Source organism: uncultured Methanobrevibacter sp. (assembly GCF_937898925.1).
Lineage (GTDB): Archaea > Methanobacteriota > Methanobacteria > Methanobacteriales > Methanobacteriaceae > Methanobrevibacter.
The window spans coordinates 1-15173 of sequence record NZ_CALDKF010000068.1 but is presented as its reverse complement, the minus strand read 5'-3'; the positions used below and the strand labels follow the sequence as shown (position 1 = coordinate 15173).

At 33.2% G+C, this 15173-nt stretch carries 15 protein-coding genes; 3 read left to right on the top strand and 12 right to left on the bottom strand.

All coding sequences use genetic code 11. The features are described from left to right. Positions 1 to 107: 107 nt before the first annotated feature. The 4 genes from Q0409_RS05620 to Q0409_RS05605 all read right to left on the bottom strand — a co-directional run bounded on the left by Q0409_RS05620 (position 108) and on the right by Q0409_RS05605 (position 5471). On the bottom strand, positions 108 to 983 hold the full coding sequence (locus Q0409_RS05620; RefSeq protein ID WP_295606589.1) for a peptidase: 876 nt from the start codon (positions 981 to 983) through the stop codon (positions 108 to 110). A 70-nt stretch (positions 984 to 1053) separates the two neighbouring features. After that, positions 1054 to 2481 carry an MmgE/PrpD family protein gene (locus tag Q0409_RS05615; RefSeq protein ID WP_298535944.1) on the bottom strand — a complete coding sequence of 476 codons (1428 nt, stop codon included), beginning with the start codon at positions 2479 to 2481 and terminating at the stop codon, positions 1054 to 1056. 133 nt (positions 2482 to 2614) lie between these two features. Beyond that, positions 2615 to 3865, bottom strand: coding sequence for a DUF3100 domain-containing protein (locus Q0409_RS05610; protein WP_298535942.1), 1251 nt, complete (start codon positions 3863 to 3865; stop codon positions 2615 to 2617). Positions 3866 to 4208: 343 nt separating this feature from the next. Continuing rightward, complete coding sequence (locus tag Q0409_RS05605) at positions 4209 to 5471, bottom strand: tRNA(Ile)(2)-agmatinylcytidine synthase (protein WP_298535941.1); 1263 nt, start codon at positions 5469 to 5471, stop codon at positions 4209 to 4211. Positions 5472 to 5692: 221 nt separating this feature from the next. Here Q0409_RS05605 and Q0409_RS05600 point away from each other — a divergent pair, with 221 nt between their 5' ends. Together Q0409_RS05600 and Q0409_RS05595 are read left to right on the top strand one after the other, a co-directional pair. Then, on the top strand, positions 5693 to 6670 hold the full coding sequence (locus Q0409_RS05600) for a transcriptional regulator (RefSeq protein WP_298535948.1): 978 nt from the start codon (positions 5693 to 5695) through the stop codon (positions 6668 to 6670). 56 nt (positions 6671 to 6726) lie between these two features. Further along, positions 6727 to 6894, top strand: coding sequence for a hypothetical protein (locus Q0409_RS05595; protein ID WP_298535940.1), 168 nt, complete (start codon positions 6727 to 6729; stop codon positions 6892 to 6894). 32 nt (positions 6895 to 6926) lie between these two features. Here the strand turns inward: Q0409_RS05595 and Q0409_RS05590 are convergent, their stop codons facing one another. The 6 genes from Q0409_RS05590 to Q0409_RS05565 form a co-directional block, all read right to left on the bottom strand. Continuing rightward, positions 6927 to 7355, bottom strand: a complete 429-nt coding sequence (locus Q0409_RS05590; protein ID WP_298535939.1) for a nuclease — start codon at positions 7353 to 7355, stop codon at positions 6927 to 6929. A 68-nt stretch (positions 7356 to 7423) separates the two neighbouring features. Beyond that, entirely contained in the window at positions 7424 to 8254 is an 831-nt protein-coding gene (fdhD, locus tag Q0409_RS05585; RefSeq protein ID WP_298535938.1) for a formate dehydrogenase accessory sulfurtransferase FdhD, read from the bottom strand. A gap of 104 nt (positions 8255 to 8358) precedes the next feature. Next, on the bottom strand, positions 8359 to 9174 hold the full coding sequence (locus tag Q0409_RS05580; RefSeq protein ID WP_298535937.1) for a hypothetical protein: 816 nt from the start codon (positions 9172 to 9174) through the stop codon (positions 8359 to 8361). Between the two features lie 155 nt (positions 9175 to 9329). Next, positions 9330 to 10424, bottom strand: coding sequence for a radical SAM/SPASM domain-containing protein (locus Q0409_RS05575; RefSeq protein ID WP_298535936.1), 1095 nt, complete (start codon positions 10422 to 10424; stop codon positions 9330 to 9332). Continuing rightward, entirely contained in the window at positions 10424 to 11050 is a 627-nt protein-coding gene (locus Q0409_RS05570) for a TetR/AcrR family transcriptional regulator (protein WP_298535934.1), read from the bottom strand. Before Q0409_RS05570 ends, Q0409_RS05575 begins: the two co-directional genes overlap by 1 nt. 174 nt (positions 11051 to 11224) lie before the next feature. After that, positions 11225 to 11566, bottom strand: a complete 342-nt coding sequence (locus tag Q0409_RS05565) for a heavy metal-binding domain-containing protein (RefSeq protein WP_298535932.1) — start codon at positions 11564 to 11566, stop codon at positions 11225 to 11227. Between the two features lie 303 nt (positions 11567 to 11869). On the opposite strand from Q0409_RS05565, the gene serA reads away from it, so the two are divergent. Next, positions 11870 to 13444: a phosphoglycerate dehydrogenase gene (gene serA, locus Q0409_RS05560; RefSeq protein ID WP_298535930.1), complete on the top strand. Its 1575-nt coding sequence runs from the start codon at positions 11870 to 11872 to the stop codon at positions 13442 to 13444. A gap of 126 nt (positions 13445 to 13570) precedes the next feature. Here the strand turns inward: serA and Q0409_RS05555 are convergent, their stop codons facing one another. Both Q0409_RS05555 and Q0409_RS05550 read right to left on the bottom strand, forming a co-directional pair. Next, a complete protein-coding gene (locus tag Q0409_RS05555) occupies positions 13571 to 14365 on the bottom strand; it encodes a Mov34/MPN/PAD-1 family protein (protein WP_298535928.1) in 795 nt (264 codons plus the stop codon). Between the two features lie 45 nt (positions 14366 to 14410). Then, on the bottom strand, positions 14411 to 15112 hold the full coding sequence (locus Q0409_RS05550; RefSeq protein ID WP_298535946.1) for a tRNA(His) guanylyltransferase Thg1 family protein: 702 nt from the start codon (positions 15110 to 15112) through the stop codon (positions 14411 to 14413). Positions 15113 to 15173 lie beyond the last annotated feature (61 nt).

Here is a 15173-nt window from a genome sequence, read left to right as displayed (position 1 = left end):
CCTGAACCTTTTCAATCAAATCCATAGTATCAACAATAATCTTAATTAGAAAAAACGAATAAAAACAATTATTTTTATTTATTCTTATTTATTTTCATTTATTTTCATTATAATTTACTCATTATAGCATCAGGATAATGTCTTTCAATCAAATCCCTAATTAAAGCAACTTGTTTTGCTCTTTGGCGAGCTTCCTTTTCAGTTGTATCCCAACTATGATGCTTTGCAACGGATCCTCCTGTCTTCAAATAGACTGGACTTGCCACCTTAATCATTTCAGGAACTTCATAATGGCGTATGAATCCTCCTGTTGACTTTGGATTTTCAGTATGGATGTCAATTGGAATATCTATTGCATCACGCAATGATGCCAACATTGGAATCTGAAGGTCTCTTACAGGATTAAGTGAGTTCAATCCAATTGATTCAAATAGCTTTGCTGAAGCAGGATTGGAACAGCCTGCATGAGCAGACAACTTAAACAGTAAGTCTTTAGGAAGTTCTCCTGCATCTCTCATTTTAGAAAGAGCATAAAGCAAACCCTCATCATATAATAAGATGCCTCTAACTCCCAAATCAACTGCTCTTTTAACATCTTCAATAGCATAAACAAGATTATTGTAACCTCTTAACCTGTACCCTATACGTTTTCCCTCTTCAGTTTGGACAGTAGCGCTTGTATCATAAGGAGCCCTTGGACCAACAGCTAAAAACAATTGCATATTTGCATCTTGAGCCAAATCAACCATTTTGCTTATTTCATCATCCAATAAAAACATGATTCCTTTGGTTTGAGTGGCCCTATGAATTGTTAAGTCATAATCATTGGAAGCCTCTAAAAGAGATTCAAGTGCAGAAGGACCTTGTATTCCTGGAACTTCAAATCTATATTGTCCCCCATCTTCAAATCTCTTTTTAGATACATAATCATCATGTAATTCATTAATTCCTAACTTCTCCAATGATTTTTTAGTTTCATCCATCATAAAAATCACTTTTTATAATTAATTATTTGATAATATTTAATTAATATCATTTTTAAATCAAAGAATTTTAATCTAATAAATCCAATTCTTCAAAAACTTCGTGAATTGAATAATCTTCCATCTGTTTAATTATTTGTAACTTATTCATATTAAACTTAGGATTTAAAAGTTTGAATTTATCTAAAATATCCTCTTCTTTTAAAGGATTTTCCACTTCTCCCAATGGATAATAAGTGGTTTCCTCCAAGATTTCATATGAATCATCCCTGAACTTTATTGTTACTTTAGATGGTCTTTTTTCTGGAGTCATTTGATTCAATTTTTCATTGTTATCAATATTGATCTTGCTTACAATTTCTTTTATCTTCAAAATGTCCTTATCAGCTGATTTTTCATCAAAAAGGCCATTGTCAATCAATTCATCTATTGAATCCAAGCTCAAATCATCTAAAACCAATGCAATAGCTACTGCATAAGGCAATGATTGCTTTAAGTCCTGTTCATTTTTAGGATTATAATTATCATGCTCACTTGCAATCTTATATGTTTCTATATCAATTGAAGAGATGTCTGAACAGTCAATTTTCAAATTATTTGAATCTTTCAAATCTTTCAAATCATTCTTTAAAGCTAAAGTTGAATCAATTGCCGAATGAATATGTCTGCAGAATGGATATTTCTTTAAATAGACATTGTTTATATGGAATTTGTTTAAATTCATATCAATGAACTGGGATAATTTTGAATCATCTAAATTGCCATTATCATCACATTGCCTATCAAATAAATCTGAAGCCATGGCTTTTATGAATCCCTCTTTTCCATCAATTAATGATTCAGCGCCTGTAAATCCATTTTTAGCAAGATATGCTGACAGTATTCCATTGTAAACTGCATTTCCAACATGCAATGATTTTCCCATAGTTCCTGCATGATCTGCTTCAAGAAGTCCTGATGACTGGGTTGCACATAAGCCAAAACAGTGTTCTGTTTTCTCCTTATTCAATCTTAAAAGCTTTGATGCAACTGCTCCAGCAGCAAATGCACCTATTGTTCCAGTACTATGGAATCCTTGATTTCTATGGTCTGGATTGACGAGCATTCCAAGAGCAATAGCTATTTCATATCCTCCAATGACCGCTTCAAGAAACTCTTCAGATGTGATATCCAATTCCAAACCACTATCTGATATCATTGCCAGAACTGTTGAGAATACAACTGAACCAGGATGCAATTGTGCCCACCTATGGCCATCATCCAAATCCAAGCTATGTGAAGCAATTCCATTTATGAATCCTTTATTTAAGGAATTAAAATCATTGCCATATAATTCATAAATGGTTTTAATGGCTATTTGAGCATTATCACTCTCTAAACCTCTTAGATAAACTGCCAAATAGTCAATGAAACATGATTTAGCCTTTTCAATAGCTTCCTTAGGAATATCATCATATCTTAAATGAATCAAATATTCAGACAATTGATTAATAATCATAATCTTATTTTTATAATTACTATATAATAAATTGATACAATTTAAAAAAAAAGAATTAAGTAAATGAATATGATTGAAAAATTTAAAAAAAGTGAAAGATTGAAGATTAAAAAATATTAAAAAAAGAATTTAATTATACCATTCCGGTAGCAACTAAAGTTATATGAGCAATAGCTGCAGAACAAAGGTAAGTTCCTGAAATAACGATTAATGTAATGACGATTCCTTTCCAACCAATCTTCTTGAACTCTTCCCAATCGTTACCGATTGCAATACCTACATAAGCCAAGAATGCAGTACAGATTGTAGTCAATTCGATTTGGGAAACATAACTAACTATAAAGTCAGCAGTTGGAACACCAGGAATAGCTACTATAATACCTATTAAGCTTATATAAATGATTGCTTGAATATTCCATGGAATAATCCTTTCAAGAGCCATACCTACAATTGTAATGAGTGAAATCAAGAGCATTCCAATGAACACATCGCTTATTGGGGTTTTATAACCTACAAAATTTCCAATAGCCACAATAAATGAAAATATAACAAGGAATGTAGCCCATCTTTTAAGCTTACCTGAACTTAAATCCTCTGAAGCAGCATACTTATCATCCTTTACCCCTTCAATGGCATATTCATCATCAATAGTAATCTCATCGTCTTTACCTATAATTGGAGAAAGCCATTTATACAATCTTTCTGCAATAGGCAATGAAATGAAAATACACATGTAAATTCCTAAACAGAATGAAAGAATATTACTGCATCCTGCAAAAGCTTCCAATTGAGTAGCCATAGCTGGATAAGTATGCACTAATGGAACCAATGCTGCAGCATTCATACTTGCACTACCTATACCTGATGCCATTGCAAATGCATATGGATGGAATGGTATGAGGGAAACACATATGCTTGAGAGGAAACTGATATAAGGAGTACCAATAATTGATCCTATAACAAAAATTGCTAAAACTCCACGTGTCTCTGGGGATTTGAAACCGTATTTGTCAATGATAACTCCTAAGTTAGGTTCACGACAAATGGAACTTGCCATACCTATAACTTCTCTTCTAAATCCTAAAAGCAAAGCAACAGGCAATGCAATAAGGGTACCTAAATCACCTAAAAGCTGTAAAATCAATGCAGGACCTACCTGAAAAATAATATTAATGGATTGTCCACTTGAAATAGCTAATTTAGCAATTAGAACACCAATGAATAAAACCATAGCCCCTTCAGCAACCTTAGATTGCTTACTGCCTACAAACTTAATAGGTTTTGCCAAATAAAGACCTAATCCCATAACTAATGCATAGATCAATGGCAATAGTAAAACACTGATAGTATCTGTTATCTTAATCTCTTTTACTCCAATGAACATTGAAATAATAACTAAAATAAACACGACAATATGTAAATTATACTCCTTCCATGGAGGTCTCTTCTTTATCGCCCTATCAGTTTTTTCCCTAAATGGATGTGAAGATTGATCAGTAATAAAATCACTCCCAATTATATTAATAATATTTTCTTAATTAAAAAAAAGTCTTTTAATTTTAATTTTTAGTTTATTACTTATAAACTAATCTATTTATTCCTCAAAAATGATAAATAATGACTAATAGTGATGAATAATGACAAATAGAACATAACTAGGTTAAATAAGGGCAATGATATGTGAATAGTAATTAAGAAAAATAAAAAAAATTTAAAAAAAAGCAAAATTATTCCAAATTCATACGAATCAAAGGTTTGGACAAATGACGTCTTGCTGAAACTGGAGTTTCATAAAATTTGCCATTGATTAAAGTTCTTTCTATCTTTTCAGGAACCTTTTCATCTGACTCAATCTTATTACCACAGCTTTTGCACTTGAATCCTTTTCCTTTTCCAGCGGATGTCATCCTCTTGCCACATTCACAAATAGGATTTCTATAAATGAATTCATTTAGCTTTATGACTTGGAACTTTTCAATGTTGAAAGTGTTCTGTTCACCTATTCCTCCATAAAGCTCAATCTCATCTCCTGCTCTCAATTTGGCTACAACTTTTCTAAAGTTCTTGGTTGGTTCATATGCTCCGCACTCAATTTCACCGCTTTCATCATAGAGTGTGAAAAACATGTGCCCCCCTTCAATTATGTGAGGCTTTTCCTTGACAAATCCTTTTATCCTATAGCAGGAATACTGTTTAAGCTCAGCAATTGAATTTGCGTTTTGAATGTGCATGTCAGTGTGCTGGTTTGTCTTGAATATGCATGAATCGACAATTTCCTCATTTGGAATGACAATATCCCTTGCAGTCTCCAGAACTTCTGGGCTGTTGGATCTGATACCATACAGAACAGGACATGGAGTTTTAGGTTCAATAGCCAAATACTTGCCATCAATGTTTTCAAATGTTTCAGGATAAGTTTCCTTGTCCATTTTAACAACAGAATCATAATCAATATTCCTTTTTGTTCCATATCTTGACGGATGTCTATATGCCAATAGCTCATAGGTATAGTCTTCAAGAGGGCATGAAATAGCTGCGATAGAACCGATTATCCCTCTTCCTTTCTTGAACTTATGGATTCGAGCACCAATATGATTTGCAAACTCTTCCGCTTCTTCAATAGTGATTATTGAGTAAATGGCTTTAAATGCATAATCAACCATCTCTTCAGTGATTTCTCCTTGATAGAATACAACTCCAGGATTGGTATTGTCACAATCAAACATTGAAAGCTCTGAAACATATTTGAGGACAATTTCCTTTGCCAAATCAATGTTTTGATCTAGACTCAATTTAAAGGATACTCCCCCATTTCCTCTTGTCTTGAATCTTGCAAAAGGGTTTAGACGAATCAATCTTGGATGGCCAATAATCTCTATGCCATTGTCCCTGAATTCGTTTAGGATAGTTGATGCAAGAAATGTTGTGCACATCCCATCTGGAGAGTCTGTATCATCAATTCCAATATAAAAATAATTCATATAAATCACTGAATTTCCACTATGATTAATTAAAAAATTTAGTTAAGCGATTAAAGATTAACTATTAATAATCAAAAATCTAAAAAATTAAATAGTCAATTTTATATTAATCTTAAAAGATAAATAATATTATTAAAATTTATCGAAACTAATTAATAAATTCTATCTAAAAATACTATCAAAAAATTATCAAAAATCAAACTGAATTTATACGAGGCAATCCTATGGCAATAACAAATAGGAATCAATTAATACGAGAAGTTTATCAACTGCTAAACAAAGAGGGGTTTGAAACATCAAACATTTATGAACAAAGCTGCTTTGATATAGTGGCTCGTAAGAAATTGCTAATTCTACTTTTAAAAGTCCTCGTGAATATCGATAGTATAAATGAATCTCATGTAGAGGAGATTAGGCAAATCTCCAACGTTTTCTTAGCTAGTCCAATCATTGTAGGAGTGAAATCCAAAAACCATATTTTGGAAGAGGATGTTGTCTATGAAAGACATGGGCTTCCTGCAATTGGCCTTGAAACCTTAAAGAACATGATTGTCTATGACGAATATCCTGAAATTCTTGCAGACCGTGGCGGATATTATGTTCAAATCAATGGGAATGTTCTAAAGGAATACAGAGAAGAATACAACTTATCTTTGAAGGATTTGGCTGATTTGGCACATGTTTCAAGAGCTACAATGTACAAGTATGAAAATGGAATGGTAAGAGCAAACACTGAAACTGCAATGCTTCTTGAAGAGATATTGAACACTAAGATCACTCTTGACATCGACCTTTTTGAACCGTATCAGGAAGACATTAAGCTAAAGGCAGATACAAGCAGTCTGAATCAAACTCAAGGAACAAATGCTCAAAACTTGGCAAAATTAGGTTTTGGTGTGGTTTCAACCAATAAGAGTCCATTTGATGCACTTGCTAAAGCTGAAATAGCTACCAGAAAGAAAGAGCAAACTCCACTTATAGCTAACTTGAATGTTCAGGATGAGCAGAATACAAAAACATTGAAGAAAATGGCAATCAGCTTAAAGGACCTTTCTCTTGTAACCTCTTCAGACCCATTCTTTGTGCTTAAGGATGATAGAATCAAGGATTCCATTGATGGAATTCCAGTTATAAAATCATGGGAAATGAAAGAGGTTGAGAATTCCAAGGAGTTCTTAAGGTTGATTAGAGAAAGAAGAAACAATTAATTAATTTTTAATTTACTCAATTAAATTATTAAAATATTAAATTATTAGGTGAAAATATGGATTTTCAAAAAAATAGAGGATTGATCATTCTTATTGTTGCATTGATATTAGCAGGTATTTTAACTTTTTATGTTGGAGTAAAGAATCCAATTATTTTAGGATTAGGCATTCTTGCAATAATTGTAATCGCAATTAACATTTATCTTGAAAAGATTAGAAAATAAATATTTTAAAAAAAGAAGAAAAAATTGAGGAATTAAGATTCCTCTTCAATGTCACATGGCTTGATCCACTCTTCTTCACCATTTACCAAGGTTTGAATTGCATCTATAATGCAATGTGGATTCCAGCCAACAACTGCATCTGCTTTTTCCACTATCTCTTCAACAACATATTCCACACCAAAGGAACGAACAAAAAGCAATGGAATATCATATTCTTGTGATTTGTCAATCAGTTCATCACAAATTTCCTTGTTTTGATGATAAAGACCATACAACAATACAATCACATCTATTTTTTCAAACAACTCATCATTCAACTCATTGTCCTGAGTATTGTATTCATTCCATTTGAACTCTTTTTGACTGTTTATCCTTTCCTTATAAAATTCATATTCATTATAGGAATCAATTCCCTTACTTATAAGAAGATTATAAACCTTATTTTGATTTTCACTTGACATAAAATCACTTTTGAATTAATGTAAAATTATAACAATAGTTATATAATATGTTAAAAAAATAAAAAGAATCATTTATCCAAATTGATTCTTTCTGTTGCAGTGTAAAGGTTAAATCTGTCACCACGTACAAAACCAACCATAGTGATGTTTCCCTTTTCTGCAATGTCATAACCGGATCCTGCAGGAGCTGCATTTGAAACCAATATAGGAATACCTACCCTAACCACTTTTATAAGCATGTCTGCAGGCATTCTTCCACTATAGCATACATAGCATTGGGATAAGTCAAATCCAGCCTTAGCTGCTGCACCGATTACCTTATCAACTGCCACATGACGACTTACATCTTCACGGGTAATGAACTGGTCCCCATAAACCAATTGTGCAACATGAACACTACCAGTCTCTTGCCATATTTCCGCCTTAGCTGTGAGCCTTTTCATGTTTTCAATAATTTCAGTTGCATTTACTACCAAGTCAGATTCTATCGGTTCAATTGATTTTAGTTCAGTTCTCCATCCTCCCGCACTATCTGACATTACCCCCTGATATTCCAAGAGCCTGCAAGCACAGGCATGTTTAGCTCCACCTTCCTTTTCCTGAACCAAATCATCGCTTTCAAGGTCAATTTCTGGAGTATGCATATTGACAGTTTTGATGATGACCTTCTTGTCATCGATTTCAATGCTTACAATCTCATCAACAGATTTGATCAATCCATCACCTAAACAGTATCCAATGGCAAAATCATCCAAATCTGCAGGATATGTGGAAAATTTACGTGGCTGGAGGAAGTCTATATAGAAATATATGTTTTCATCCTCAACAGTTTCTTCCTCAACATGCTCATACTTTCCATTTTCCCATCTGATTGCAGGGATTTTCTTAATGAACTCCATATTCCTCACCTTAAACAAATAAAATATAAATAATTATCTTAATTTCAATATTATTTTTTATTCTCAATATAATTTATAACAATAGTTATATTTATAAATTTATATTAAATCTTATTTAAAATGTCGAATGTTTCCTCTGCCTCTCTTTCACTTGCAATTCCAACAGATACCATATCAGCAAAATCCAATGTATTTAGGAAATTGAAAGCTTCCTCTGGTCTTTGAATTCCGACAGCAAGAATCTTATTGATGATAATATTCTTATCAATTTTATCAAGCATTCCTTTCAATTCATCCTGCTTATCAGACCTGAAATCTGGAATGTCCATCATGTATCCAAGCTTGTTTACTGGAATCATGTAAAAGTCAAACAAGCTTTTATCTTCAAGAATAGGTGAATCGATTAGTTCTTCACTTGTTTTGAATGGGAAAGAAGTGATTATTCCAGAGGGAATTCCAGTGTCATTGATTGCATCCAATATCTCAGTTATGAAATCCCAGTCGTATGTGTCTATAAGGAACTCATCAACAAGCATCACAGAGTTGTCGAATTGTGCAAGGTTTTCAATGTCTTCCTTCCAAGTTGCTTCCATCTTTGCCTGTTCATAATTTGGGAAAACATAATCCATCTCTGTCTTTCCGATTGTGGAAACAGATTGCATTTCAACTCCATTGTCACAAGCCATTTTGAATGCCTTAAGAAGACTCTCATTGTTTGCCAAATTAATAGACCTTACACCACATTCATATGACTTTTCAATTATCTTGCTAACATTGTTTGGGTTTCTAAGCAAGTCCAAGTTGTATAAACGAGTCCTATGTCCAAAATAGGCATCGGCTAAAAATGGAGCATTTCCCAAAACTACACGAGGGATTGATTTTCCTTTAAATTCTAAATCTTCATTAAAAATAATAAACACGACCTAAATTGAAATTGATGATAAATTTATAACTTAAAATAATTTAAATCTAAATAAAATTTTAATTGAAATAATTATTATATTTATCGAAAAATAGCTAAAAATAGATAGATTAAAAAAATTAAAAAAAGAAAAGATATTAAAAATTTAAAAGATCATTCATTTAATATTCTTTCCACTTCGTCCTTGTGTTCGAACAAGACACATCCCCCTTCATGGTCATCTAAAAGGATGCCTCCATCACGAAGTGAGCGGAATAACTTTGAATCCAATGCTTCAAGAAGTGAACTGTCTCTAACATTAATATCGGAATAAGGTGAAGCAGGACAAGGTTCAGCACCACCATGGGAATTGATATGGAAAAATCCTCTTCCTGCTGCTAAACAGCCTCCAGAGGTCTTTTCATCTCCAGGGAATGATAAGAACAGCATGTCATCATACTCTTTTCTGAGAAGCTCAAGCTCATCTAAAAGCAAATCCCTTTCATCATCACCAGGAGCCAAATCTACAGTATCCTCATTTACAGGAACATATTCAATGAAAAATATCACTTTGCATCCAAAATCCCTTAATTGATTGATATATTCCCTTGAAAGCAGATTGGATAAGTTTCCTTTTGTAAATGTAAGTGAAGCTCCGAAAATTATGTTGTTCTTTTTCATCTGTTCCATTGAATTCAATAGCTGATTATAAACACCTTCTCCTCTTCTAAGGTCAGTTACCTCTTCATCTCCTTCAATTGAAAAGATAGGAACGAGGTTTCTGTTTTCATCAAACAACTTTAAGTAATCATTATTCAATAGGGTTCCATTTGTAAAGATTGGGAATAGGATCTCTGGAAAATTACTTGCTTTTATGATAACGTCTTCCCTTATCATTGGCTCTCCACCAGCAAGTACGATAAAGCTTATTCCAAGGTCTTTTGCTTGAGTAAAGATATCTTCCCATTCCTCTCCACTTAATTGATCGAAAGGTTCATTGTCATGGCATGCATCATTTGCCCTTGAATAGCATCCTGTGCAATGCAAATTGCAGCTGCTTGTAATGCTTGCAATTAGGAAAATAGGAATATGCTTACCTTCCTTGCTATAGCTCTCTCTAATTGCAGTAGCCTTTCTTGTATGCTTTGCAAACTTAGCAAGAAACAAGCTTTCCTTAGGATTCTTGAAAGTAGCTTTGATTGCATCTTTTACAATAATCTCTGCTCCTTCAGCAAGATATTCCTCTAAATTAAAATTATCCTCACCCATCATTTCACCTTCACACAATCCAATAGGAAGTTTGCATGCTCTTCCGCTTCCTCAAAGAAATTTTCTAATGTACTTTCTGGAATGTCATCATATTTTGCACATATTTCAAGAAGCAAATAAATTGGAAAACTATAATATTCCTTAGCCAAAAGTTCAGGATTGCAATCTTCTCTAATGATTCCATTTTCCTTTAAAATACTGAAGAATCTTTTCCAAAATATCAATGGCTTGACAAGAATCTCATTCTGGAAAAAGAGTCTTATTTTCTCATTATGATTCATCTGTATAAAGATCAACTTCCAAATCTTTAGATTTCTCTCCTCACTGAACATTATCTTGATGGCTTCAGAACCCATATGATAGAACAGTTCCGGGTTTTCCATTAAAATTTCATTGTCTGCAGTCAAGTCCAAGTCTCCATTATTCAGCAATTCATCATATTCAAAAAGATTTCTCAAGTAGTCAAATATATCCATCAATATTGCTTCCTTAGATGAATAGTGACTGTATATTGAACTCTTTTTAATCCCAACTTCTTCTGCAATCTCCCTCAGTGAAACAGAATCATATCCTTTCTTTGAAAATAAATCTAAAGACACATCAAAAATCTTTTCTTTAGTGTTCATCATTACCTACCTACCGTTCGGTAGTTATATATTTTGAAGTGATTGCATATAAAGTTAATGATTTGAAAAAAGCTTTAAGAAAAGATGAAAAAAGTTAAAGAATTATAAAAAATAGTTAAATAATTATAGAAAATAGTTAAAGAATTATAAAAAATAAAAAAGATAAAAAGAGAATTAATCCTCTTTTTCAATTACAACAGCAGTACCGTATGCTAAAACTTCTTGCATGTTTTGGGAAATGCTGTCTGAATCCATTCTCATGGTAATGATTGCATTTGCACCTAATTCCTTAGCGTGTTGAATGCAACGATTAATTGATTCATCTCTGGACTCTTCCATCATTGAAACGTATTGCTTGATTTCTCCACCGAGCAATCCTTTTAATCCTGCACCGATATCTCCACCAATACCACGTGCACGTACGGTCAAACCGTATACGAATCCTTTTTCTTCTACAATCTTGTATCCTGGAATATGATCTGAACTTGCAATTGGAAATTCTTCTACACTTACCATTTTTATACCTCACATTGTTTTTCTAGTGAATTTTAAATTAACATAAGTTAATTAGTTTAATATAGGGCTATAAAATATATAAAGTTTATTTTAAAAAATATTCATTATTTAACAAATATTTTAAATATTATGTAAACAATACATAATATATTATAAGGTACTTCGTATGAATTCCTATAAAATAAATTATCCAAAAACTAGATTTACTATATATACGAAGTACCTTTATAATTATCATTAATTTTAATCTCAATCAATATATTAAAATTACATAATTTATTTCAAATAAAAAACGGTGAAATAATGAAGGCATTAGTCGCAGATGCAATAAATGAAAAAGGTATTGAAAACTTAAAAGAAGTTTGTGAAGTTGTAGTGGATACAAGCATTACCCCTGAAGAGTTACTTGAAACCATTGGTGAATATGATGCAATTCTCATAAGAAGCAGAACCAAATTGCCTGCTGAAGTCATTGAAAAGGCAGACAATCTTAAGATCATTGCAAGAGCAGGTGTAGGTGTAGACAACGTTGACGTAAATGCAGCTACCCAAAAAGGTATTATGGTAGTTAACGCACCTGAATCTACTTCAATCACTGTAGCAGAACACACAATGGGACTCATCTTAAGCACTATCCGTAAAATAGCTGTTGCTGACAAGTCAACCAAAGCAGGAAAATGGGAGAAAAAGGCATTTATGGGTATGGAACTTAGAAACAAGACCCTTGGTGTTATCGGTATGGGAAGAATCGGATCCCAAGTTGTAAACAGATGTAAGGCATTTGAAATGGATGCAATTGCATACGACCCATATTTACCTCCTGAAGTTGCTAAAAACATGGGCGTGGAATTATATGAAGACATTGAAGACGTATTGACCAGAGCAGATGTAATTACCATTCACGTTCCACTCACCCCTGAAACTGAACACTTAATCTCAACAGAACAATTCAAGATGATGAAAGACACTGCACTTATCTTCAACTGTGCACGTGGAGGAATCATTGACGAAGATGCATTATACGATGCTTTGAAAAATGGAGAAATCTTAGGAGCAGGGCTTGATGTATACGAAGAGGAACCTGCAAAAGAAAACAAATTGTTCGAATTAGACAATATCGTATGTACTCCTCACATTGCAGCATCCACCAAAGAGGCTCAAAGGGATGCAGCTATCATTGTAGCAAATGAAGTAATTACCTTATTCAAAGGAGACATGCCTAAAAACGTAATCAACATGCCTCGTATGAACAACAGCGAGTTTGAAGAAACCAACAATTACTTAGAGCTTTGTGAAAAATTAGGAAGTTTCATTTCCCAATCTGCAAGCAGCCCTATCAAGAAATTGGAAATAACTTACAAAGGTGAAATCGCTAAACTTCCAAATAGGGAATTGTTCACAAGAACCATCTTGCAAGGTATCTTAAACCCAATCACTGAAACTGCAGTAAATGCTGTTAACGCAACTACCGTTGCAAAATCAAGAGGAATCAGCATCACTGAAGCTGTAAGCGATGACAGCGAAGGCTACGAAACCATGATTAAGGTTACTGCAAAAACCAAAGCAGGTCAAATGTCTGCAGACGGTACATACTTGCACGAACCTAAGATCATTAAGGTCAACGGCTACTGGGTAGATGTAAAACCTGAAGGAAACATGTTCATTGCAAAATACAAAGACATTCCTGGAAGTATCGGTGCAATCGGTACTAAATTTGGTGAACAGAACATCAACATCGGTATCATGCAAGTTGGAAGAGACTCCTCTGGTGGAGAAGCTATCATGATTCTCACTTTAGATGAGCCTGCTACTAAAGAAGCTGTTGAAGAGATTAAACAATTAGAAAACGTTTATGACGCAACCAGCTTAATTCTTTAAGCAAATATTATAAAAATAGTTTAATTAGAATTCATTGAATTCTAATCTTTTTTTCTTTTTTTCTTTTTTAAAAATTTTAAAAAATAGTTTATTTTTAAATCTTATTTATCATTGATTTATACTTGTTTATTCTTGATTTTCATTATCCTCTTCAAGGAATTTATTTGTAACTCCTTTTAAAATAGGCTTTCCATCTCTAAATTCAATGACAAGACCTAATTTAGGACTTTGACCATTGATTCTCTCTCCACCTATTTCAACCACAGTTGGATTCAAGTCAATAGCTCCTAAATCCTCATCGGAAATGCTGTAAGGATCATAATTTTCACTAAATTCATGTGAATACTTATTGGTCTTTTCATTATCATCATCGAAGTAGGACAAATCCTTATCTAAATCAAAGAATGATGGACTAAGATCCTTACCATCCATTTCATCAATCTCTTCCTTGATTTGCTTTAAGTCCTCTAGCATCAAATCCTTATTCTCATCCCTAAAGTTTCCAACTTCAAAGCCAACTGGCTCTCCATAAGCGTTATAAGCTTTCATAGTCTCTAAACTGTATGGTTCACAGACGATTATATGGAATGGACCATGCTTTGAGAATGTTATCAAATCCGCATGGGAAGGATTTGCATTGTTTCCTGGATGAGAATGTACAGAACCCCATTTTTTCTGATTTGGTGGAATCATCCAATCATTAAAGCTTGCGCTTGTATGGGACCTTTCACCAGGCAAGAACAATAAGCCAGTGATATATAGAACATTATCCTTAACGTGTCCGTCAAGCATTGCTAAAAATTCATTGGGATATGATTTTTTAGAATAGAACACTACAGAATCAATCACTCCCTGGTCTACACAGACCTTCTTGAACTGATTCCTCCTATTCATTTTTGACACTAAATCCTCAAATCCCATAATATCACTTTAAATAATTAAAAATAGTCAGCATAATAATTGATTTTATAATTTTTCAAAGAAGTCTTGGCTAAAGATGTCCAATTCATAATCAACAAAGACTTCAGACCTTGTAGAAACTGTCTTTTCATTCTTTTTAGGATTAAATCCTTCGATTTCCCATGATTTCTTATAGACTCCGATTCCTCTCTTTTTCCAGGTTTCCACATCATTAAGGTTTATTCCTCTTTCAAATAGCATGTCATGGATTTCATTTGATTTCAATCCTTTTATCTTTTCATTAGCCTCTTCATTATCGTATTCTTTCTTAAGTGCCCAAATGCCATATCCATTGATGCAATTTCTCCAACATTCATCTTGTCTCCATTTGAAGTAGTCAGATATAGATGCATCATCGATTGGGATGATTCTTGAATCAAAGGATATAGGAAATACAATATTCCTTTCATTATCTGATAGGTTATCCAAATCAAATTCATTAGAATAATCGTTTAATAGATTATATGTAAAGGAACTTGAAGCCAGTGATGCGAATACAGAATTGATCTTCTCAACTCTGCCTGAAAATGGAATCTCATCCAGAAGTATGCTGATTTCATCTGAAAATGCATAAATGAATTTAGGTGCAAACTGATTGAATATGTCGAGGCAAACATTTGTGATGATTTTATAGAAGTTTTCATCGTAAGGCTTTACAAGATCTAATGCTTTTGATAAACTATGAAACTTGCGTCCATCTAAACGTATGATTATATTAGACTACAGGGACAAGCGTCCCATATATGAACAGGTAGTGGATAAGCTGGAG

Coding starts and splice junctions, on each gene's coding strand:
- Q0409_RS05620 (WP_295606589.1), bottom strand. CDS start 983: ATGGATGAAACTAAAAAATCATTGGAGAAGTTAGGAATTAATGAATTA.
- Q0409_RS05615 (WP_298535944.1), bottom strand. CDS start 2,481: ATGATTATTAATCAATTGTCTGAATATTTGATTCATTTAAGATATGAT.
- Q0409_RS05610 (WP_298535942.1), bottom strand. CDS start 3,865: ATGTTCATTGGAGTAAAAGAGATTAAGATAACAGATACTATCAGTGTT.
- Q0409_RS05595 (WP_298535940.1), top strand. CDS start 6,727: ATGGATTTTCAAAAAAATAGAGGATTGATCATTCTTATTGTTGCATTG.
- Q0409_RS05590 (WP_298535939.1), bottom strand. CDS start 7,355: ATGTCAAGTGAAAATCAAAATAAGGTTTATAATCTTCTTATAAGTAAG.
- fdhD (WP_298535938.1), bottom strand. CDS start 8,254: ATGGAGTTCATTAAGAAAATCCCTGCAATCAGATGGGAAAATGGAAAG.
- Q0409_RS05575 (WP_298535936.1), bottom strand. CDS start 10,424: ATGGGTGAGGATAATTTTAATTTAGAGGAATATCTTGCTGAAGGAGCA.
- Q0409_RS05570 (WP_298535934.1), bottom strand. CDS start 11,050: ATGAACACTAAAGAAAAGATTTTTGATGTGTCTTTAGATTTATTTTCA.
- Q0409_RS05565 (WP_298535932.1), bottom strand. CDS start 11,566: ATGGTAAGTGTAGAAGAATTTCCAATTGCAAGTTCAGATCATATTCCA.
- serA (WP_298535930.1), top strand. CDS start 11,870: ATGAAGGCATTAGTCGCAGATGCAATAAATGAAAAAGGTATTGAAAAC.
- Q0409_RS05555 (WP_298535928.1), bottom strand. CDS start 14,365: ATGGGATTTGAGGATTTAGTGTCAAAAATGAATAGGAGGAATCAGTTC.